Annotated in this window: 28 protein-coding genes; 17 read left to right on the top strand and 11 right to left on the bottom strand. The window is 30.2% G+C overall.

The features are described from left to right. Window positions 1-146: 146 nt before the first annotated feature. On the top strand, window positions 147-533 hold the full coding sequence (locus EG240_RS03445; RefSeq protein WP_125017457.1) for a YchJ family protein: 387 nt from the start codon (window positions 147-149) through the stop codon (window positions 531-533). A 23-nt stretch (window positions 534-556) separates the two neighbouring features. Here the strand turns inward: EG240_RS03445 and EG240_RS03440 are convergent, their stop codons facing one another. Then, window positions 557-802, bottom strand: a complete 246-nt coding sequence (locus EG240_RS03440) for a VF530 family protein (RefSeq protein ID WP_125017455.1) — start codon at window positions 800-802, stop codon at window positions 557-559. Window positions 803-1,264: 462 nt separating this feature from the next. On the opposite strand from EG240_RS03440, the gene EG240_RS16440 reads away from it, so the two are divergent. The 3 genes from EG240_RS16440 to EG240_RS03425 are packed head-to-tail and all read left to right on the top strand — an operon-like array spanning window position 1,265 to window position 3,068. Then, complete coding sequence (locus EG240_RS16440; RefSeq protein ID WP_158611978.1) at window positions 1,265-1,645, top strand: hypothetical protein; 381 nt, start codon at window positions 1,265-1,267, stop codon at window positions 1,643-1,645. Continuing rightward, on the top strand, window positions 1,615-2,376 hold the full coding sequence (locus EG240_RS03430) for a sensor histidine kinase (protein ID WP_125017451.1): 762 nt from the start codon (window positions 1,615-1,617) through the stop codon (window positions 2,374-2,376). Before EG240_RS16440 ends, EG240_RS03430 begins: the two co-directional genes overlap by 31 nt. After that, window positions 2,373-3,068: a response regulator transcription factor gene (locus tag EG240_RS03425; protein ID WP_125017449.1), complete on the top strand. Its 696-nt coding sequence runs from the start codon at window positions 2,373-2,375 to the stop codon at window positions 3,066-3,068. Before EG240_RS03430 ends, EG240_RS03425 begins: the two co-directional genes overlap by 4 nt. A gap of 307 nt (window positions 3,069-3,375) precedes the next feature. Here EG240_RS03425 and EG240_RS03420 read toward each other — a convergent pair whose 3' ends face one another. From EG240_RS03420 to EG240_RS03395, 6 genes are all read right to left on the bottom strand, one after another. Beyond that, window positions 3,376-3,876, bottom strand: a complete 501-nt coding sequence (locus EG240_RS03420) for an FKBP-type peptidyl-prolyl cis-trans isomerase (RefSeq protein ID WP_125017447.1) — start codon at window positions 3,874-3,876, stop codon at window positions 3,376-3,378. A gap of 160 nt (window positions 3,877-4,036) precedes the next feature. Further along, the gene (locus tag EG240_RS03415) at window positions 4,037-4,384 is read right to left on the bottom strand and encodes a hypothetical protein (protein ID WP_125017445.1); all 348 of its coding nucleotides are present in this window, start codon (window positions 4,382-4,384) and stop codon (window positions 4,037-4,039) included. Window positions 4,385-4,441: 57 nt separating this feature from the next. Further along, the gene (locus EG240_RS03410; RefSeq protein ID WP_125017443.1) at window positions 4,442-5,029 is read right to left on the bottom strand and encodes a hypothetical protein; all 588 of its coding nucleotides are present in this window, start codon (window positions 5,027-5,029) and stop codon (window positions 4,442-4,444) included. A gap of 144 nt (window positions 5,030-5,173) precedes the next feature. Next, on the bottom strand, window positions 5,174-6,202 hold the full coding sequence (locus EG240_RS03405) for an asparaginase (RefSeq protein ID WP_125017441.1): 1,029 nt from the start codon (window positions 6,200-6,202) through the stop codon (window positions 5,174-5,176). Further along, window positions 6,192-7,328 carry a 1-acyl-sn-glycerol-3-phosphate acyltransferase gene (locus EG240_RS03400; protein ID WP_125017439.1) on the bottom strand — a complete coding sequence of 379 codons (1,137 nt, stop codon included), beginning with the start codon at window positions 7,326-7,328 and terminating at the stop codon, window positions 6,192-6,194. The genes EG240_RS03405 and EG240_RS03400 overlap by 11 nt, the downstream gene beginning before the upstream one ends. Before the next feature lie 63 nt (window positions 7,329-7,391). Beyond that, on the bottom strand, window positions 7,392-8,162 hold the full coding sequence (locus EG240_RS03395) for a TatD family hydrolase (protein WP_125017437.1): 771 nt from the start codon (window positions 8,160-8,162) through the stop codon (window positions 7,392-7,394). A gap of 36 nt (window positions 8,163-8,198) precedes the next feature. Here EG240_RS03395 and EG240_RS03390 point away from each other — a divergent pair, with 36 nt between their 5' ends. Further along, entirely contained in the window at window positions 8,199-8,636 is a 438-nt protein-coding gene (locus EG240_RS03390; protein WP_125017435.1) for a retropepsin-like aspartic protease, read from the top strand. Here EG240_RS03390 and EG240_RS03385 read toward each other — a convergent pair. Next, complete coding sequence (locus tag EG240_RS03385) at window positions 8,615-9,205, bottom strand: DUF3109 family protein (protein WP_125017433.1); 591 nt, start codon at window positions 9,203-9,205, stop codon at window positions 8,615-8,617. The two genes, EG240_RS03390 and EG240_RS03385, sit on opposite strands and share 22 nt — an antisense overlap. Window positions 9,206-9,364: 159 nt before the next feature. On the opposite strand from EG240_RS03385, the gene EG240_RS03380 reads away from it, so the two are divergent. The 3 genes from EG240_RS03380 to EG240_RS03370 are packed head-to-tail and all read left to right on the top strand — an operon-like array spanning window position 9,365 to window position 10,798. Beyond that, window positions 9,365-9,940, top strand: a complete 576-nt coding sequence (locus tag EG240_RS03380; RefSeq protein ID WP_125017431.1) for a MarC family protein — start codon at window positions 9,365-9,367, stop codon at window positions 9,938-9,940. Window positions 9,941-9,992: 52 nt separating this feature from the next. Beyond that, window positions 9,993-10,187: a hypothetical protein gene (locus EG240_RS03375; RefSeq protein ID WP_125017429.1), complete on the top strand. Its 195-nt coding sequence runs from the start codon at window positions 9,993-9,995 to the stop codon at window positions 10,185-10,187. Further along, the gene (locus EG240_RS03370) at window positions 10,184-10,798 is read left to right on the top strand and encodes an FAD-dependent oxidoreductase (protein WP_162497954.1); all 615 of its coding nucleotides are present in this window, start codon (window positions 10,184-10,186) and stop codon (window positions 10,796-10,798) included. Before EG240_RS03375 ends, EG240_RS03370 begins: the two co-directional genes overlap by 4 nt. A gap of 38 nt (window positions 10,799-10,836) precedes the next feature. On the opposite strand, the gene EG240_RS03365 is transcribed toward EG240_RS03370, so the two are convergent. Both EG240_RS03365 and EG240_RS03360 read right to left on the bottom strand, forming a co-directional pair. After that, window positions 10,837-11,340 (bottom strand): hypothetical protein, encoded by a 504-nt coding sequence (locus EG240_RS03365; protein ID WP_125017425.1) that lies wholly within the window; start codon window positions 11,338-11,340, stop codon window positions 10,837-10,839. Between the two features lie 136 nt (window positions 11,341-11,476). Further along, the gene (locus tag EG240_RS03360; protein WP_125017423.1) at window positions 11,477-12,619 is read right to left on the bottom strand and encodes a cystathionine gamma-synthase; all 1,143 of its coding nucleotides are present in this window, start codon (window positions 12,617-12,619) and stop codon (window positions 11,477-11,479) included. Window positions 12,620-12,705: 86 nt separating this feature from the next. On the opposite strand from EG240_RS03360, the gene EG240_RS03355 reads away from it, so the two are divergent. From EG240_RS03355 to amaB, 9 genes are all read left to right on the top strand, one after another. Next, entirely contained in the window at window positions 12,706-13,467 is a 762-nt protein-coding gene (locus tag EG240_RS03355) for a DUF3298 and DUF4163 domain-containing protein (RefSeq protein WP_125017421.1), read from the top strand. Window positions 13,468-13,477: 10 nt separating this feature from the next. Further along, a complete protein-coding gene (locus tag EG240_RS03350) occupies window positions 13,478-14,947 on the top strand; it encodes an oligosaccharide flippase family protein (RefSeq protein ID WP_125017420.1) in 1,470 nt (489 codons plus the stop codon). Next, window positions 14,944-15,378 (top strand): dUTP diphosphatase, encoded by a 435-nt coding sequence (gene dut / locus EG240_RS03345; RefSeq protein ID WP_125017418.1) that lies wholly within the window; start codon window positions 14,944-14,946, stop codon window positions 15,376-15,378. Before EG240_RS03350 ends, dut begins: the two co-directional genes overlap by 4 nt. A 9-nt stretch (window positions 15,379-15,387) precedes the next feature. Beyond that, complete coding sequence (locus tag EG240_RS03340; protein WP_125017416.1) at window positions 15,388-15,936, top strand: hypothetical protein; 549 nt, start codon at window positions 15,388-15,390, stop codon at window positions 15,934-15,936. A 15-nt stretch (window positions 15,937-15,951) separates the two neighbouring features. Further along, on the top strand, window positions 15,952-16,962 hold the full coding sequence (locus tag EG240_RS03335) for a sugar phosphate nucleotidyltransferase (RefSeq protein ID WP_125017414.1): 1,011 nt from the start codon (window positions 15,952-15,954) through the stop codon (window positions 16,960-16,962). Between the two features lie 117 nt (window positions 16,963-17,079). Then, window positions 17,080-17,904: a DUF4292 domain-containing protein gene (locus EG240_RS03330; protein WP_125017412.1), complete on the top strand. Its 825-nt coding sequence runs from the start codon at window positions 17,080-17,082 to the stop codon at window positions 17,902-17,904. Between the two features lie 21 nt (window positions 17,905-17,925). Continuing rightward, on the top strand, window positions 17,926-19,206 hold the full coding sequence (locus tag EG240_RS03325; RefSeq protein WP_125017410.1) for a murein hydrolase activator EnvC family protein: 1,281 nt from the start codon (window positions 17,926-17,928) through the stop codon (window positions 19,204-19,206). Between the two features lie 6 nt (window positions 19,207-19,212). Continuing rightward, a complete protein-coding gene (locus EG240_RS03320) occupies window positions 19,213-19,746 on the top strand; it encodes a 3-hydroxyanthranilate 3,4-dioxygenase (RefSeq protein ID WP_125017408.1) in 534 nt (177 codons plus the stop codon). A gap of 64 nt (window positions 19,747-19,810) precedes the next feature. Next, window positions 19,811-21,358: an L-piperidine-6-carboxylate dehydrogenase gene (amaB, locus tag EG240_RS03315; protein WP_125017406.1), complete on the top strand. Its 1,548-nt coding sequence runs from the start codon at window positions 19,811-19,813 to the stop codon at window positions 21,356-21,358. Between the two features lie 47 nt (window positions 21,359-21,405). On the opposite strand, the gene EG240_RS16435 is transcribed toward amaB, so the two are convergent. Further along, window positions 21,406-21,567 carry a hypothetical protein gene (locus tag EG240_RS16435; protein WP_158611977.1) on the bottom strand — a complete coding sequence of 54 codons (162 nt, stop codon included), beginning with the start codon at window positions 21,565-21,567 and terminating at the stop codon, window positions 21,406-21,408. Window positions 21,568-21,778 lie beyond the last annotated feature (211 nt).

Genomic DNA, 21,778 nt, shown 5'->3' with positions numbered 1-21,778 from the left:
TACTAAAATACGAATCGAATTAAAAAAATCCTATTAATTTTTTTCAATTTTAAATATTATCATCATTTCATAACATCCTTTTCTAAGCTATATTTTAAATTTACTCATTCAAATAATATGTTATTTTTGCACAAAACAATTGATTTATGTCTGAATTAAAATGTCCTTGCTGCTCAGGAAACAATTACGAAAATTGTTGTAAACCTTATCATACAAAAGAAAAAAACGCTCCAACAGCCGAAGCTCTGATGCGCTCTAGATATAGTGCGTTTGCTATTCCGAATGGCGAATATCTTATAAATACCACTTTACCAGCAAAACGTAAATTTCATAATAAAGAAGATTTACAAGAATGGGGCGAAATTAATCAATGGATTAAGCTTGAAATTGTTTCGACACCAACTCCAAACAAAGTTGAATTCAAAGCATTTTACATTGATGAAGATGGAAACCAACAAATGCAACAAGAACTTTCTGTTTTTCAGAAAATAAGCGACCGTTGGTTTTATGTTTCTGGAGAATTTCAGAATTAAAAACAAAGTAAAACTCAATGGTTTTATTCTTGAGTTTTACTTGCTTTTGCTTTTTGTCTTAAAACATAAAGGTATAAAAGTTCAACCTTTTCTCTAGCCCAAGGCGTTTTTCTAAGAAATTTCAAGGATGAATTTATACTCGGATCGTGAGTAAAACATTTAATTTGAATTTGATTTCCTAAACCTTCAAATCCATTATAATAGTCAACTAATTCTTCTAGAATATCAACTAATTTTTTTCCATGTAATGGATCTTTTGAATTTTGCATATTTTCCGTTTTATTTCACAAAAATAAGACTAAAATTAGAATATAATAATTCAATATTTTTAGATGATTTATCTATTAAACGATTATTTTTCTATGTATTTTTGTATTTAATAAAACAAAGTTAGTTTTATTAAAAGAAAATACTAAATTTATAAAACTAAAAATATAAAATTTCAATTTTTTTTAATCTTTTTAATGGCAAAATATTTTGTATTTATAGACAATTTTTCATTGATATTACCAATAATCACAATTATTGGAATAATTATAGGTTTTTTTTATTTCAAAAAAATAAACAGCGCCAAAAGGATCTTATTATATTTACTAATAGCTTCATTAGGTACAGAAATATTAAGTTACATATCTGCCCGATTATTTGGTAGTAATCTAATATTTTTAAACACGTATGCAATCATTGAACTAACATTGATTTACAGCTTTTTAAGAACAAATACTTTTTCATTGAGAAATTTTTTTGATATTGGATATTTGATATTGTTGTCGTTTAATATTTTTGAATTAATAAACATCGATTATCAAAATTTTGATATGTTTCAAGCCTATTCGAGATCTATCAACTCAATCTTTTTATTAATTGCTGCAATTGTCATAATAATTGATAAATTAAACAAAGATGCGTTTGATCCTTCAAATAAAATATACTATGCTTTACCGTTCTTCTTAGTCGTAAATGCATTGTTATATTTACCCATGAATATTTTAATAAATTTCAAAGATATTCGTGTTTATATCGTTTGGTTTGCTAATACATTAAACATATCAATTTTCTTTAGTATTATAATTTATCAAATATGGAAGCTTGGAAGAGTCCAGAAAATGTAATTTTTTGGTTATTTATCATTTTAATAATATTTTTGATTTTATTGTTTTTCATAATTGCCTTAATTAAGGTTAGTTATAAAAAAGCAGTAGAAAAAAAAACAGCGCTTTTTGATGAAAAACTAAAGCACGAACAAAATCTAAAAAATGCAATTATTAAGGTTCAGGATCAAGAACGAAAAGAAATTGCATCTGAACTTCATGATCAAATCAGTAACAAACTAAACCTTGTAATTCTTAATTTAAACAATTTAGAGACAGAACAAGACGATTTTGTGAAACAAATAAAAGGAGATATTCGAAAAATAATTGACAAAAACCGTGATATTTCTCATTATTTATTTCCGGTAGAAATTGAAAATATTGGAATAATTTTCACTTTACAAGATTTATCCTTAAAATACAGAACAAAAGATTTTAAAATTGAATTGTTAAGTCGTTCTGGAATTACATTTGATTCAAAATTAACTGAAATTCAACTTTACAGAGTAATTCAGGAATCACTAACAAATACTTTAAAATATTCAAAAGCAACTGTTTTCAGCATTCATTTTAGAACCTATAAAAATCGTGTGATTTTGGTAATCAGCGACAATGGAATTGGTTTTGATGCAAAAAACATCAACAAAGGTTTAGGTTTAACCGGAATCGAAACCCGATTAAGTAGTATTAACGCTTCTTTTAAAATAAAATCCAAACCAAATAAAGGAACACAATTAATAATTGCTGTATGAAACAAATTATAAACATTGCACTTTTAGACGATGATTGTCTTTTTGTTGAAGGATTAGCTTCATTAATAGGAACTAATCCAAACTTTAAAGTTATTTTTAAATCTAGTAATCCAGTTGATTTTATAGAATATTTAAAAAACTCGAAAGAGTTACCTGATGTCGCGCTAATTGATTTAAACATGAAACCTATGACAGGTTTAGAAGTTTTAAATATTATAAATCAAAATGAAATCGACTTACGTATAATTGTACTTTCATCATTATTTAATTCAGTAATGTATGGTTATATGATTAAATATAGTATTTCTGCTTTTCTTCCAAAATACACTGATAAAAACGAATTATTTGAAGCAATTGAACAGGTTTATCATCATAAAGTTTTTATGAATGAAGAAAATCAACTTTTAATAAACGAATATTACAGCAGCAAATCAAAAAACCAAAATCCTTGGAGTAACATTTTTCTTACTGAACGCGAACATGAAGTTTTGATATGCATTTGTAAAGAACTATCAACCAGAGAGATTGCAGAAAATCTTTTTATTACAGTAAAAACAGTTGAATCTCATCGTTCTAAAATAATGGAAAAAATTGGATGTAAAAATGTAATTGGGATGGTTGTTTTCGCAATATTGAATGGTCTTTTTGTTTTAACCACTAAAAATGAAATGCAAAATCAGGGTAAACCCTGATATGAATTAAATTTTGGCTTTCTATATTTGTGGAACCAAAAAGATACAAAATACCAAAAAACATTTATGACATTATTAAGGCATATTGCATTTGTAATATGCCTTTTAATTTACTTTTGTTATTAAATAGTTTATGTGTAAAAAAACATATTGATAATTTAAATTGTTTGTTGTTGTTTCAAATTAATTTAGATTAAAATTGAATATTAAATTATCAATTAAGACTCACTTTCGATTTAATAAAAATTTTATTTCCAAAAAAAAAAAATCAGGATTTAGTTATCCTGATTTTTGTATTTAAATTTTCTTAGTGACTATGTGTACCGTCAATTCCATGAGCATGTCCATGATCTAATTCTTCTTCGGTAGCTGGACGAGTAGCAATTACTTCAACATCGAAATTCAACGTTTTTCCTGCCATTGGATGATTTAAATCTGCAACCACAGCTTGATCATTAACTTCTACAACTGTAGCTCGAAATTCATTTCCAGCATTATCAGTTAAAGGTAACATTGCGCCAACTGGTGGTAAACCTGACTCTTGAAACATTTCTAATGGCAATTGAGCAATAGCATTTGGATCAATTTCTCCATAAGCTTCTTCAGGAGCAATTACAAATGATTTTTTATCTCCAACAGTTAAACCAGACAACTCTTGCTCAAATTTAGGAATCATCATTCCAACTCCATGTAAGTAAGTCAATGGATTTTCTGTTGTTGTTTCTTCTACAAATACTTTTTCTCCATTAGCTTCAATGGTATGCAATTTATAATTAACTGTAACTGCGTGATTGTTTTCTATTGTCATCTTATTATATTTATTGAATCGTTTCCAATTCATGGATTAATTAAAATTCAAAAACATTTTCAAAGAAATGTCATTTTTTTACATTTTGATACCAATAACCATTCCGATGCGTTAATCGCTGTCAAAATTTAAAATATATGACTTTATGACATAAATAAACTTATTCGCACTTTAAAACGTCGTAGATAACTTCAAAGTGTCGGATTCCATGCTGATCTAATTTTAACCATCTGTAACTTTTAATTTCATAAGCATTACCGCCAGCTGATTTTACAGATTCATCAATTGATGCCGCAAGTTTTTTCAAATCTTTTTGTTTTGTAAAAGTACATGGTTTTAAATAAATCTGTTTAGGTTTAACAACTGAACAAGAATTTGGTTCAATTACTAAAGTAGCTTCTGAATATTCTGGAAGCTCCTTGAAGATTCTTTCTTTTGGTATAGTATATGCAGCAACACAAGAATTTAATAAAATAGAAATTATTGAGATAAATAGAATTTTTTTCATATCCATTAGTTAAAAAAGCCAAACATATCAAAGATATATTTGGCTTAAAATATTTTTTTAGAATTTTGGCTCAAAAGGAGGAACTGGTCTTGTGAAATCGTATAGTCCAGATGGATTTCCAACAATCAGATCAATTTGATTATTTGGTAACAAACCTAAGTTAAAAGAATTTCCTTGACCATTTGCATAATCTTCTGATGGAATTTCGAAATATTTGACTAAAGTTCTATCAGTAACATGTTTTGAAAACCATTCTTCTTTTTTTGAAGCCCAAGCCTCGATACGAGCAAAACCTTCTAAAGCATCAATAGCACAATCTGAATCAGGAATTGCTTTTTTCTCATAATATTCTTTAAAAGTTTTGTATCCCAAAGCACTAAAGGCAATAAATTCTGATTCGAAAACTTCAGTTGACTCAGTCCAATCGGTATAATTAACATTTTCATTTACTAAAAAGCCAACTAATTTAGAATTATTAATTCCTAAAAATAAATTTAAATTTTCAGTCGGAAAAGTTTTAAAATTCTTGCTAATAAAATCACAATAATCTGCATCTTTGAAAAGATCATCAAAATTCTCTTTGGTACAATGTGTTATAAAATCTTGGTAAACTTCTATACAAGATTTAATTTCGCTTAATTCCATACGTTTGTTTTTGGGTTATTTTTTTGATAATTTTAATAAAGTGAAGATACTCTAAATTATAAAAAAACAAAAAAAATTAACATTTAATGAAAAATATTAATTTAAATGAATTGAAAACAGAAAAAATCGGTTTTAGCAAAAAAACTATTCCATTTCTCCGCATATCGATGTTTCGAAATAGGTTTTAAAATCATTCTGAGGGATTTTTTTTCCTAATAAAAACATCAATTTCGTAATTGCAGCCTCAGTGGTTATATCTTTTCCAGAAATAACACCTATTTCTTTTAATGCTGTACTGGTTTCATATTGCCCCATATTGACACTTCCTCCAGAACATTGAGTAACATTTACAACATGAAGTCCATTCGAAATTGCTTCTTGCAACAAACTAATAAACCACCATTCGGTTGGAGCATTTCCAGAACCATAAGTTTCCAAAACGATTCCTTCTAAATTTTCAATTTTCAGAATCGCTTCCAAAACATGTTGCGAAATTCCAGGGAAAAGCTTTAGAATCATAACGTTTGCAAACATATCTTTATGAATTGCAAAAGGTTTATTTCCATAAAACTCATCTAACAAACGTTCATTAACTTTAAGATGAACTCCAGATTCTGCTAAATGTGGTAAATTTGGTGAAGTAAAAGCGCTAAAATGTTCGGCACTTATTTTTGTGGTTCGGTTTCCACGATATAATTTATATTCAAAATACAAACAAACTTCTTTAATAACCGCTTGATTATCTTCCCATAAAGAAGCAACCTGAATCGCAGTAATTAAGTTTTCTTTTGCATCTGTACGCAAATCTCCAATTGGCAATTGAGAACCTGTAAAAATGACAGGTTTGTGTAAATTTTCAAGCATGAAACTCAAAGCAGAAGCAGAATACGACATCGTATCTGATCCATGAAGAACCACGAAACCATCAAAAGAATCGTAATTTGTTTCTATAACCTCAGCAATTGTAACCCAATGATTTGGATTCATATCCGAAGAATCAATTGGATTGTCGAAAGAAAAAGTATCAATCGTACAATCCAACAAATGTAATTCTGGAATACGTTCTAACAATTGATCGAAATTAAATGCTTTTAATGCACCTGTTTCAAAATCTTTAATCATACCAATGGTTCCACCGGTATAAATAAGCAAAATAGCAGGTTTATGATTCATTTTCATATTTCATTTTATTCACAACTGGATTCGAATACATTGCCAAGAAACCTTGTAGTAAAGGTTCGTTTTCTTTATCGACACGCAAACCTAATCGCTTTAAGAAAACTTGTTTTTCGTTTTCTGTGTATTTATTTTCAAATTTATTTGATTTATGAACGACATCATAAGCAATATAATTTGTTGGCCACAATTTATAATTCGAAATTATTTCGCGATCTAAAACATTCGCTAAAGCCTGTACTTGTTTATTAGAACTATCAAATTCTTCTTTGATTACATCTATTTCAGAATCGATAACATCACCAATATGAATATGAATATGCTTTTTTTGCCCCAAAAGTCCACTCATTATATTAACGAAATCTTCGTTCTTTCCTTTAATATAAACTTCGTCTTTTAATTGTGCTAAAAGTTGTGGCATTTTCAATTTATCCGTTGGGTCGTATTCATAAGAAATAGAAACGGGAACAATTTTCAGCTTTTTGAAATAATCCATTACATCTTTTTCATCAGATGCCATTCCAATCATTTTCAAAACACCAGGATTTGTTGCGTCGTTACCATCTTTTGTTCTTCCTTCTCGTTGAGCAATCCACACTGGTCGCTTTTCGTCAGATAACATATGATAAATAAATTCAGACATTAGTTTTGAACTCATCAAAAGTTCGCGAGGAGAAAGTCCACGTCTAACCAAAAAATTTCGATTTAATCTAGCAAGTGCTAAAACAAATGATTTCTTAACTAAGTTATCGCCAATTGCAGAAGCTGTTAATTTCTTTCCATGTTCCATCAACAAAACATTCAGCAAACTTGTATCTAATAAGATATCTCTATGATTTGATATATATAAATATGCGCCATCAGGATCTAATTTTTCAAAACCAGAAGTAGTAACTCCTTCAGAAGAGATAGCCAAAACACGTTGTAAAGAATGGTAAACAAATTTACTTTGGAAATCATCAATACTATTTATTGAAGAAAAAATTTCTTTTAATTCAGTTTCAGATTTTTCAGGAAATGTAAAAGCAATCAAAGATTTAAACATCGGATGGTTTAAAATCGAAGACAATGCTTCCTGAACTTCTGAATCGTGATAATGACGAATTGAATCAAATTTTGACATTCCTTTTTCTATATTTTATTAAAGTTCACAAAAGAACAATTTATTATTGAATTTACTAAAATTTTATACACCAAAAACAACTTGTGCATTTTTATTTGTTTGCGTTGCTATTTCCGCTAAAGACAAACCGTAAATTGAAGCCAATTTCTCAGCAACAAGCACAACATAAGCACTTTCGTTTCGTTTACCACGATATGGAGCCGGAGCTAAATACGGAGAGTCAGTTTCTAGAACTATGTGTTCTAAAGGAATTTGATTTATAAACTGATCTACTTTTCCGTTTTTGAAAGTCACAACACCACCAATTCCTAATTTCAAATTGTAAGAAATGGCTTTCTGAGCTTGTTCTAAATTTCCGGAAAAACAATGAAAAATTCCGAATAAATCATCACCTTTCTCCTTTTCTAAAACTTCAAAAACTTCATCAAACGCATCTCTACAATGAATATTAATGGGTAGTTTATGTTTTTTTGCCAACTGAATTTGCTTTTGAAAAGCTTCTTGTTGAATAGCTAATGTTGATTTATCCCAATACATATCAACACCAATTTCACCAATTGCAGCGAATTTATGTTTTTCTAATTCACGCTCCACAAAAGCCAATTCATCTAAATATGTTTCTGGCTTCACATAACAAGGATGCAATCCCATCATCAAATGAACATTTTCTGGATATTTGTTTTTTAAATCATACATTTTTTCTGTGTATGAAGAATCAATCGATGGTACAAATAATTTTTGAACACCATTTTCTATAGCGCGTTGCATCATTTCAACTTGGTCGCTTTCAAATTCTTCACTATATAAATGTGTATGTGTATCTGTAAATATCATTTGTTTGTTGTATTTTTATCTTTTTAAAATTGAATTATGACTCATTTAGAAGCTGTTCTAAAACAAGAAAAATATAAAAAAATTAAATTTAAAATCTCTAACACCAAACATCTTCTTATCAAAGCTTCGATAAACGGAATCGTTGGTGATTTTATTTTAGACACTGGAGCTTCTACAACTTGCATTGATTTTTCAGGAATTGATCATTTCAATGTTGTTGCACAAAATTCAAAAGCAACCGCTTCTGGAGCTGGAGCAATTGGAATGGAAACTCAAGTTTCTAAAAACAATTTAATTAAATTAGGTTCTTGGAAATCAACGGCAATCACTTTGGTAATTTTTGACCTTTCGCACGTAAACGCAGCATTAGCCGATTATAAAGCTAAAACGGTTCACGGTATTATCGGTGCTGATATTTTAGAACAAGGTGATGCAGTGATTGATTACAAAAATCAGCTTCTCTTTTTAAAGTGATTTTGTTTGTTCCATTCGTCAGCAACCAATTCTAATTCGGTGTACCAAGATTGTCCATATTTACGAATTAGTGGTTCTTTCAAAAACTTATAAACCGGAACTTCTAATTCTTTACCTAAAGTACAAGCATCATCACAAATGTGCCATTTGTTATAATTCACAGCAGAAAAAGAAGAATATTCTTTAATACGAATTGGATATAGATGACACGAAATTGGTTTTTTCCACTCAACAATTCCTTCATTGTATGCTTGTTCAATCGCACAAAGTGCAGTAGCTCCGTCAAAAATAACGTAAGCACATTCTTTACCTTCGATCAAAGTAGTTTCAAAATCACCATCTTCCCCAATTACCCACTTTCCTTGAGCTTCAATTGCTTCAATTCCTTCTGGTCGCAAATAAGGTTTTACTTTATCATAAATCTGATCTAAAATAACCGTTTCTTCTTTATCCAAAGGCGCACCAGCATCACCATCAATACAACATTGTCCTTTACAAGCCGACAAATTACAAACGAATTCTTTTTCTAAAACATCTTCAGAAACAATTGCTTTCCCTACTTGAAACATATTCTTTAGCTATAAAATTAATTTGCAAAGGTATAAACTTTATAGCCGAGTTTAAAATCGTAAAGATGAAATCCAAAAATTTATGCGAAATATTCAGTAGATTTATCTAAAATCAGTAAAATCAAAAACAAATATTGATAACTTTGCACAAAAAAAGCCATGGGAATAGATTTTAAAGAAATTATTACAGCTAGTATGATTCTATTTGCCGTAATCGACATCGTGGGATCCATTCCGATTATTGTTGATTTACGTTCGCGTGTTGGACAAATTCAATCTGAAAAAGCTTCGATTGTAGCAGCAGCAATTATGATTTCGTTTTTATTTGTTGGAGAAAGCATTCTGAGTTTAATCGGAATTGACGTAAATTCTTTTGCAGTTGCTGGTTCTTTTGTGCTTTTTTTCTTAGCTCTAGAAATGATTTTAGGTATTCGTTTATATAAAGATGAAGAAGCAAATACTGCTTCAATAGTTCCATTAGCGTTTCCTTTAATTGCTGGAGCTGGAGTTATGACAACGATTCTTTCGCTAAAAGCGGAATTTAAAACCATAAATATTGTAATTGCTATTATTTTAAATATTATCTTAGTCTATATTGTTTTAAAATCATCAGGAAAAATCGAGAAGATAATTGGTAGTAATGGTTTAGGTGTAATCCGAAAAGTATTTGGAGTAATCTTACTAGCTATCGCTGTTAAATTATTTGCTTCTAATGTTAAAGGGCTATTTGCCTAATTTTTTATTTAGTAATTTCGTAGTCGAATTACAACTTTTACATATTTTTATAATGAAATACATTACTTACATTGCTGTAGCAATCATTATCGGTTTAATTGTTATGAATGCAATGATTTTAGATTTTGGCAATCTTTTTCAAGGTGATAGTATGGTTGCTTTGATTTCTATTGTTGCTTTATTATGCGCAGTTTGCATCTTATTAATTTTTAAGATGTCTAAATCAATCGAAGAAAAATCTAAATAATGATTTACGACGTTTTAATTTTTGGAGGCGGAGTTTCCGGAGTTTCGTGTGCATTAATTTTAGGTTCAGCTCAAAAGAAAGAATTTGTTGCTGATAAGAAAATTGGAATTATCGCACATCAAAAGGGTTCAATGTTACAAGATGCATTGTTTAACAATGCTTACGGAATTACACCTGGAACTTTAGGAAGTGAATTATTAGAAACTTCTTTAGAAAATTTAGCTTCAACTTATCCGCAAATCAACCAAATATTAAACGAGAAAGTAGTTTCAATAGAAAAACAAAAAGATTTATTTTTGGTAACTACAAACAAAAACAACTATCAAACTAAAATAATTGTTGTTGCAACCAATTCTAGCAACGCATTTAACATTGAAGGTTTGATGGAATATGTGATTCCACATCAAAAATCAATTGCATCAAAAAACAGAATTCAATTAATGAATATCGACCATAAAGTTACAGATAATATTTATGTTGCAGGAACTTTAGCAGGTTGGCGTAGTCAGCTTAGTATTGCAGCTGGAAGCGGCGCTGCAGTTGCTACAGATATTTTAGTTGAATGGAATAACGGGAACGAAACACATGCTCACGATAGCATCAAGAAATAACAAAAAAGAAAGCCAATAAGCTTTCTTTTTTTTATAAATTAGAATGATAAAGAAAATCCAACTCCATTTCCATTAATGATAACATTTAATTCAGAATCAGATAAAGTATTCTCATTTTGAGAATTTTCGATGTCTATTGCTTTTTTTATTTTTTTAGATGCAGATATACTCAACGGAATCGAAGCTCCTAGCACACATAAACCAGAACCAGCAATAATCCAACTTGTTTGTCTTTTTGATTTTGCTTGTGGATCAGAACTTTTTGTTCCAATAGCTGAACCAATTCCATATCCAAGCCCGAATCCTCCAACATAGCCTAAAATTTCAGCAAATGTTTTATTTCTTCTAGCTTGTTTAATGTTTAGAATTGCTTCAGGATTATTAAATACATCCTTATAGTCTTTCAATTTATATTCTTGACTATTTTTCATAAAAACACTTTTGGAATTTTTAATCAATTTTACTTGATTATTCGAATTTTTACTTTCTTGTGCTAAAACTACATTTCCAATTAAAACAATTAATAACGCTACTTTTTTCATTATGTACTTAAGAGATAATTTTTAGGTAAAATTAATTTTATTCAAGAAAATATAAAAACTTATTTCATTATAATTGACCTAAAACAAAAAATGCCTCGAAAATCGAGACATTTTAATTTATTCTTTATTACTTGAATTATTTTAAAGCTTGCTCAATATCAGCAATTAAATCTTCAATATCTTCAACACCTACACTCAAACGTACCATGTCATCAGTAACACCAATCTCTGCACGTTTTTCTGCAGGAATTGAAGCATGTGTCATCAAAGCTGGATGATTTGCAAGAGATTCAACTCCTCCTAAAGATTCTGCCAATGTAAATACTTTTAAGTTTTCTAAGAATTTAATTGCATCTGCTTTAGCTCCAGATTTAAATGTAAATGAAACCATTCCACCAAAACCTTTAGTCATTTGTTTTTTAGCTAAATCGTGTTGTGGATGCGATGGCAATCCTGGATATAAAACTTGGTCAATTAACGGATGTTGCTCTAAATATTCAGCAACTTTTTGTCCGTTTAAACAATGACGTTCTACTCGTAAATGCAAGGTTTTGATTCCACGTAAAACCAAGAAGCTTTCTTGCGGACCTAAAGTTGCACCCGTAGCGAATTGTGTAAAATGTAATTGTTTTCCTAATTCTTCATCTTTAATAATTAAAGCTCCAGCAATCACATCTGAATGTCCGCCTAAATATTTAGTTGCCGAATGCATTACAATATCAGCACCTAAATCTAATGGTTTTTGTAAATACGGAGTTGCAAACGTATTATCAACTGCGAATAAAATATTGTTTTGTTTTGTGATTTTAGCAATCGCTTCGATATCTGCTAATTTCATTAACGGATTCGTCGGAGTTTCAATCCAAACTAATTTTGTATTTGCATTGATTTTTGATTGGAATAACTCTAAATCATTCATATTAATGAAATGGAATTTGATTCCTAAATCTTGATAAAAACGAGTAAATAAACGGTATGTTCCACCGTATAAATCGTCCATCGCAATTACTTCGTCGTTTGGTTTTAATAAACGTAAAACACAATCAATAGCTGCTAAACCAGATGAAAAAGCCAAACCACGCGCTCCGTTTTCTATATTTTCTAAAGCGTGTTCTAAAGCAGTTCTTGTAGGATTATCTGCTCTACTATATTCGTAACCTGTGTGAACTCCCGGACTTTTTTGCGCAAAAGTTGATGTATGATAAATTGGTGGCATTACCGCTCCAGTACTTGGGTCGTGATGTTGTCCACCGTGAATTACTTTCGTATTAAATTTCATAACTAAAACGTTTTTTAAAAATAAACACAAAGATACTTTTTATGAAGGAAATATTATAGATTTGTTTCATATTAACAAAAAATTATATGACTAGAAAATTACTTATACTAATCTGTTTTTCAACACTATTATTCAGTTGTAGCAAAAAGGAAACTTGGTATTTTGAAACCAAAAAATACGAACTAAAAACAACGCTTCCGTGTGATAAAGATGATTGTACTTACGTGGATTTAATTATTCCGACCATCATATCTGACCAAAAGGAATTAAATGAGATAAATGAAGTTGTTTTTAAAAATGTAAAAAAACATATTGCGTTTGAAAACGAAAATGAAGAGATCAATAATTACGATGATTTAGCAAAGTCGTTCATCGCTTCTTATGACGAAATTAAAAAAGCTTTTCCAAACGAACCTCTGCCGTGGGAAGCTTCTGTTAACGGAACTTCGGAAATTTTTGAAAACAAAAGCGTTAACATCGTTTTAAATTATTATACGTTTACAGGCGGAGCACACGGAAACGAAGGAACTATTTCATTGTTTTTTAATTTAGAAGACGGAAAACAAATTTCACAGAAAGATTTATTTTTAGATTATGAAGGATTTAAAAAAATTGCTGAACGAGATTTTAGAACTTCAAACAATTTGTACGAAACGGATAACATCAATAAAAACGGGAATATTTTCAAAGACAATCAATTTAGTTTACCTGAAAACATCATCGTTACGCAAAATGAAATAATTTTGCGCTATAATAAATACGAAATTGCACCTTATTCATCAGGAGCAACCCTTTTAAAATTTCCGATGAAAACATTTAAAAAATATTTGAATCCACTTTATTTCTAAAATACAAATTTTGAGCGTTTATAAAAAACTTTTTGGGCAAACATTAATTTACGGAATTGCCACTGTTGTTCCAAAAATGATTGGTTTCATAATGGCTCCGTACCACATCAATTGGCTTCCAAAAGATGCTTATGCAGATTACACTTTAATTTTTTCTTGGATGATGTTTTTCAACGTCGTTCTATCTTTTGGAATGGAGACGGCTTTTTTCAGATTTTATAACAAGAAAGAAAATAAGAACGAAGTGATTAACAATACCATTTTATTTTTGATGGCTGTTTGCGCGATTTTCCTTGGAGTGATTTATCTCTTTAAAGAATCCGTTGATTTATATTTTGAAATCCCGCCAATTGTCGTTTCTTATTTAATTTGGATTTTAGTTTTAGATACTTTAGTTGTCATTCCTTTTGCGATTTTGCGAGCTCAGCAAAGACCAATAAAATATAGTTTTATAAAAATTACCAATGTTGTAGTAAACGCTGGATTGACGGTCATTTTATTGTATTTAATTCCGAAATTTCTACTTCAAAATTCAACAGATAAAATCGCTGCATATTATAATTTCGATTTCCAAGTAGGTTATTTGTTTTTAGCAAATTTGATTGCTAGTGGAATCACGTTGCTTCTTTTGTCTAAATATTATCTACAGTTAAAACTAAAATTCAACAAAATACTTTGGAAAGAAATGCTTATTTACAGCTTTCCTGTGATGATTGGTGGATTGGCTTTTGTTGTAAATGAAACATTTGATAAAGTTTTTTTAAAAGAATTACTTCCTGAAAATTTCCAAGATTTAGGTTTAGCAAGTTATGGTGCGATTTATAAAATTGGTGTTTTTATGATTTTATTTAGAACCGCTTATTCAATGGGAATTGAACCTTTCTTTTTTAGTTACGCCAAGAATGACGATGCGCCATTAAAATACGCAACGGTTACGAAATATTTTGTAATTTTTGGAAGTTTGGCAATGCTTACAATTGTTATTTTCTCTGATTTAATCAAAACTTTTTACATTCCGCAAGAAGATTATTGGTTTGCAATGGAAATTGTTCCGTATGTAATTTTAGCAAATTTAATGTTAGGAATTTACACCAATTTATCGGTTTGGTACAAGATTCAAGATAAAACAAAAATCGGAGCCTATATTTCTATTATCGGAGCAATTGTAACGGTAGTTTTTAATTATTTATTAATTCCAATTATCGGATTAGTCGGTTCAGCAATTACTACATTATTAGCTTATGCAACAATGATGCTTATCTCATATATAATGGGACAAAAATCATATCCAATTCCCTACAACAAAAAAAGTATATTTTTATATTTAGGCACATCAACTCTATTTACATTTATATATTTTTACAATTTCAGGGAAAATTATTTTATTGGAATCACATTCCTTCTTATCTTCGTAGCAATTATTTACTTCAATGAAAAGGTAATAATTACAAGAATTATCAAATCTGTATTGAAAAAATGAAAATAAATATCATCAATAAATCACAACATTCATTACCAAGTTATGAAACAATAGCTTCTGCAGGAATGGATTTACGTGCAAATTTACAAGAACCAATTTTAATCGAACCAATGGAACGTGCTTTAATTCCAACAGGATTATTCATAGAATTACCAATTGGTTTCGAAGCTCAAGTTCGACCAAGAAGCGGATTGGCATTGAAAAAAGGAATTACTTGTTTAAACTCACCAGGAACGATTGACGCAGATTACCGTGGCGAAGTTGGAGTTATTTTGGTTAATTTGTCCAAAGAAACATTTGTTGTTGAAAACGGTGAACGCATTGCACAAATGGTGATTGCAAAGCACGAACGTGCTGAATGGATTGAAGTAGAAGAATTATCAACAACTGAACGCGGAGATGGCGGATTTGGAAGCACTGGCGTGAAATAATTTTTTCAGATGAAAATCAAAATTGGCTTTATATTATTATTTTTTGCATTTCTTTTGACTTCATGTTCTAAAGAAAAGCAAAATCATTTTAATCAATATTTAGATAATTTTGACGTAATCGAAACTGAAAAAACAATTGATGATGGAGAAAATTACACTTTTGAAACGCCTTCGGATTGGTATCTTACTATGTTTGAACAAAGAAACAATATAAATTTTGAACACGCTTATAGTAAAGATAATGTTAATCGATTTACGGTTTTTAAGATTAAATCTGATGAAGATCTAAATCAATTAAACGAAACTCTGATCGAAGATATAAAAACACAACTTTCACTAGTCATAGGAGGTTTAGAAATATTAGGACATGGAGAAACCAACTTTTTGAAACATCCTTCTTATTATTATCACACTCAAGACGCAAGTGGATTTAATGTAGTCAGTTTTATTATGAAGAGTAAACAAAACGACCATTATTATCGTGTTATCATTGAAGCAGAAAAAGAACATTTACCAACCATGTTACATTGCATAAAAACTTTTGAAATTTTAAAATAATTTAAAGAAACACAAATGAAAATTATTGTACCAATGGCCGGACGCGGTTCACGTTTACGCCCACATACATTAACCACACCAAAACCATTAATTCCAATTGCTGGAAAGCCAATCGTTCACCGTTTGGTCGAAGACATTGCAAAAGTTATCAATCAACCGATTGAAGAAATCGCATTCATCATTCACGAAAGTTTCGGTAAAGATGTTGAAAAAGATTTAATTGCAATTGCAGAAAAATTAGGTTCTAAAGGAACTATTTATTACCAAAACGAAGCTCTTGGAACGGCTCATGCTATTTTATGCGCAAAAGAATCGATGCAAGGACCGATTGTTGTGGCTTATGCCGATACGTTATTCCGTGCAGATTTCTCTTTAGATGCAACCGCAGATTCTGTGATTTGGGTAAAAGCAGTTGAAGATCCTTCAGCTTTTGGAGTGATTCAATTAAACGATAAAAATGAAATTGTTGATTTCGTTGAAAAACCAAAAGAATTTGTTTCTGATTTAGCAATTATTGGAATTTATTTCTTTAAATCGGCTGAGAATTTACGTTCAGAATTAGAATATTTAATTGATAACAACATCGAAAAAGGTGGTGAATATCAGTTGACTGATGCTTTAGAAAATATGAAGCAAAAAGGTTTGCGTTTTGTTCCTGGAAAAGTTGATGAATGGATGGATTGCGGAAACAAAAATGTAACGGTTGACACAAACAATCGTATGTTGAATTTCTTACATGCAGATGGTGAAAATATGGTTGCAGCTTCTGTAGTTATCGAAAATTCTCGAATTATCGAACCTTGTTATATTGGAGAAAATGTTACGATTAAAAACGCAACAGTTGGACCAAATGTTTCTTTAGGAAATAATTCAATTGTTGAAAATGCTACAATCAAAAATAGTTTAATCCAAACGAATTCTACAATCAAAAATGCAGATTTAGACAACGCAATGGTCGGAAATCATGCAAAATTTGATGGTAAATTCACAAATATTAGCATTGGTGATTATTCAGTTTTAGAATAATTTTCAATTCAAATAATAAATTTAAAAAAATCCGTTTTCAATTTGAAAACGGATTTTTTCATTCAAAAGGAATAGTTTTTGATAAAACTTGGTTTACATTTGTGCATATTTTAACTTATGAAAAAAGCTATTTTATTCTTCGTTTTATCCACCGTTTTATTTTCTTGTAAAAGCAAGAAAAATCTGACTGATAATACAACTCCTAATGATTCTTTGACAGGAGAAACCTTAATAATCAAAGAAGAAATTAAATCATCTGATAAAAAAGAAAATTTGACTTATTTACGAGCAGTAAATGACCATTACGCTTTAAATAAAAATTTCAATACGATACAAATAAACGCTGACGTTGAATTCAAAAACAAGAGTTTTGATGAAAGTGTTAGTGCTGATATTCGAATCAAAAAAGGCGAAACGATATTAATTACGATTAAAAAATTCGGGTTTACCGGAGCCAAAATATTAATTACTCCAAAAAGAGTAAGTTATTACGAAATTTTAAACGGTACTTTTTATGACGGCGATTTCCAATTCATAAGTAAATTTTTAGGAACCAATTTAGATTATAATCAAATTGAAAATTTATTAATCGGAACATCGGTTTTTAATTTAGCTGAAGAAGAATTACAGACTAAAGTTGAGGATGGCGTTTATAAATTATATAAAAACACCGACGATTTATCACTGGTTTTTGTGTTAGATGGTTTGGCACGAATGAAACAAGAAGTCATTCAACAAAAAGGTTCGGCAGATAAATTGGTTATCGATTATTTATCGTATCAAACCAAAGACGAGGTTTTATTGCCTTTAAATTTATTAATTCGTGCGATTCAAAAAGACGAAACGAATTTGAAAGTCAATTATCGAAAAATTGATTTAAATCCTGAGATTTCTTTTCCTTATAAAATACCAAATGGTTCAAAAGAAATAAATTTTAATTAAATTTGACAAACTTTTTATTCAATGCAACGAATTTTATTAATACTAGTTACTTTCTTTATATCAATTTCCGCATTTTCGCAAGATTATGAAGAACAGCAACGCAAATTAGAAAACAGAAAAGCGCAAATCCTTAAAGAAATAAAGGAAGTGCAAACTTTGCTGAATTCTGAAAAAAAGAAAGAACGCAATATCTTTAATGAAATTTCAAATCAGAATAAAAAAATCAAGCTTTCTACAGAATTAATTAAGAATTCACAAAAGCAAAATCGTGTATTATCTGACGATATTTATACGGCTACGCTAAAATCTAATAAATTAAAACGTGAGCTTAAAGTTCTTCAGGCAGATTATGCAAAAACTATTGTAAAATCATACAAAACACGTTCAGAACAAAGTCGAATTTTATTTATTTTATCTTCAGATAATTTCTTGCAAGCTTACAAACGCATGCAATACATGAAACAATATGCTAATTTTAGAAAAACTCAAGGAGACGAAATCAAAGAAAAAACGATTGAATTACAAAACCTTATGAAACGTTTAGAAATTCAAAAAGTTAAACAACAAGCGATTTTAGTTGAACAAGAAAAAGAGCGTAAAGTTTTAGAAGACGATAAAAAAGTTCAAAATCAATTATTAGCTGAAGTTAAGAAAGATCAAAAGAAATACGGAAAGCAAATCAAAGATAAACAAGCCGAAACTAAAAAAATTGACCGTGAAATTAAAGCGGTTATTCAAAAGGCAATTGCAGAAGCAAACAGAAAAGCAAAAGAAAAAGCTGAAAGAGAACGTTTAGCAAAAGAAAAAGCGACGGGTAAAAAAGAAACTCCAGCAAAAGCAAAACCTGTAAGTTCTACAAAATTTGATTTAACTCCAGAAGAAAAAACGTTGTCAAATAGTTTTAAAACAAATCGTGGTCGTTTGCCTTGGCCGGTTGAAAAAGGTTTTATATCGATGAAATACGGAGATCAACCTTTACCGGGAATGCCAAATGTAACGGTTCATAATAGTGGAGTTGAAATCACAACAGAATCTGGAAGTACGGTTCGTGCTGTATTTGAAGGGGAAGTTTTCAAAATTCAAAACATCGGAAACATCAAATTGGTATACATTCGTCATGGGGAATATGTTAGTATTTACCAAAATCTAAGTTCCATTTCGGTAAGCGATGGCCAAAAAGTTTCTACCAAACAGAGAATTGGTACTGTAGCAAACAACCAAGAAGGAAAAGCGGTGCTTAAATTCGTGATTTCACAAAATGACACTTTTATGAATCCTGAATCTTGGATAAGTTCAAAATAATTTGATATGAAATTGATAAAGCCTTTTAATTTACAACAATGGATTTCAGACAATAAGCATTTGCTGAAACCACCTGTTTCGAATAAAAATATTTATGTAGAATCTGATGATTTTATTGTGATGATTGTTGGTGGACCAAATGCAAGAAAAGATTATCATTACAACGAAACAGAGGAATTATTTTATCAGTTAGAAGGGAATATTCAAGTTGCGGTTCAGGCCGAAAACGGAAAAGAAGTTTTAGAATTGGGTGCTGGAGATATGTTTTTATTGCCTGCAAAAATGCCTCATTCACCAATACGAACTGAAAATTCTGTTGGATTAGTTGTTGAAAGAAAACGAAATAATTCAAACGCAAAAGATGGTTTATTATGGTTTTGTGACCATTGCAATCACAAATTGCATGAAGTTTACTTTCCATTAAACAATATAGAAACTGATTTCTTATCTCATTTTCAACATTTTTATTGTTCAGAAACGTTAAGAACTTGTACAAAATGCAAGCACATCATGGAAGTTGACGAACGTTTTATTAAATAAATAATTTTTAGCTTACTTTTTTAATTATTTGTATATTAGCCCAACTAATATCAAAAAACGAAAAATGACAAATCAAGCCGCTGATTTCGGAATAGAAGAAGCATTACAAAAATTAGGACTTAAAGAAATTAACGAAGGTACTTCAACAGGAAACGACTGGTTTTCAAACGGTGCAATCATTGAATCATATTCACCTGCAACAGGAAAATTAATCGGAAAAGTTAGAACATCAACTGCTGACGATTACGAACAAGCAATGGTTAAAGCTTCTGAAGCTTACAAAACTTGGAGAATGGTTCCTGCTCCAAAAAGAGGTGACTTAGTTCGCCAAATGGGAGACGCTTTACGCGAAAACAAAGATGCTTTAGGTAAATTGGTTTCTTATGAAATGGGAAAAAGTTTACAAGAAGGTTTGGGTGAAGTTCAAGAAATGATTGACATCTGTGATTTCGCAGTTGGTTTATCACGTCAGCTTTACGGATTGACTATGCACTCAGAAAGACCAATGCACAGAATGTACGAGCAATATCATCCAATTGGTATTGTTGGAATCATTTCTGCTTTCAACTTCCCAGTAGCAGTTTGGTCTTGGAATACGATGTTAGCATGGATTTGTGGAGACGTTTGTATCTGGAAACCATCTTCAAAAACACCTTTATGTGCAGTTGCTTGCCAAAACATCATCGCTAAAGTATTAAGAGATAACAACATTCCAGAAGGAGTTAGCTGTTTAGTTACAGGAAACGCTTGTGGAGATTTAATGAATAACGACAAACGTATTCCTTTAGTTTCTTTCACAGGATCTACAAGAATTGGTCGTCACGTATCTAAAACAGTTGCAGAACGTTTCGGTAAAACAATCTTAGAATTAGGAGGAAACAATGCAATCATCGTTTCTGAACATGCTGATTTAAAAATGGTTTTAGTTGGAGCTGTTTTTGGAGCTGTTGGAACTGCAGGACAACGTTGTACTTCTACACGTCGTTTAATCGTTCACGAAAGTGTTTACGACAAAACAATAGAAACTTTACAAAAAGCTTACGCTCAATTAAACATCGGAAATCCATTAAACGAGAACAATCACGTTGGACCACTTATCGATAAAGGAGCTGTTACAGATTACTTAAACGCAATCGAAAAAGCGAAAAAAGAAGGTGGAAAAATCATCGTTGAAGGTGGCGTTTTAGAAGGAGAAGGATACGAAAGCGGATGCTACGTTAAACCTTGTATTATTGAAGCTAAAAACGAATTCGAAATCGTTCAAGAAGAAACTTTCGCTCCAATTTTATACGTTTTAAAATACAGCACAATCGAAGAAGCTATCGATATGCAAAATAACGTTCCTCAAGGATTATCATCTTCAATCTTTACAAACAACTTAAGAGAAGCTGAATTATTCCTTTCTCAAGCTGGTTCTGACTGTGGAATCGCTAACGTAAACATCGGAACTTCAGGTGCTGAAATTGGTGGAGCTTTCGGTGGAGAAAAAGAAACTGGAGGAGGAAGAGAATCTGGTTCTGATGCTTGGAAAGTTTATATGAGAAGACAAACAAATACAATCAATTACGGAACTGAGTTACCTTTAGCTCAAGGAATTAAATTTGATTTCTAAACTAATTAAAAAGGAAGTATCGAAAATGGATACTTCCTTTTTTGCTTTTAATCTACATCTTCGAACTCAAAACCGAAATTGATGTAGCTTTTATACTTGTTATTTTTATTATAATCCAAATATTCAAATTTAGAATTTCGTCTTTTATACCAAATCTTTACATCATATTCTTTAGGAGCATTACGAGCTTGTTCTGGACGAATAGACATTTTAATTTTATTATCAATAAAATACCCTGTATTATCAACAGCACCAATAACCTGAATCTCAACAAATATTGGCTTGTCAGTTATTAAAATATCATCTTCGATATCAATTTCAAAAAAAAATTTATTTTTTGAAATAAACTCAAAAGTTCTAACCTGAATTCGATTATTAATACAAAGCTAACTGACTGGAATTTAGATGTTCAAATTTAAT

It is taken from the genome of Paenimyroides tangerinum (assembly GCF_003865405.1).
Lineage (GTDB): Bacteria > Bacteroidota > Bacteroidia > Flavobacteriales > Flavobacteriaceae > Flavobacterium > Flavobacterium tangerinum.
This window is presented reverse-complemented; position numbering and strand designations above follow the sequence as displayed.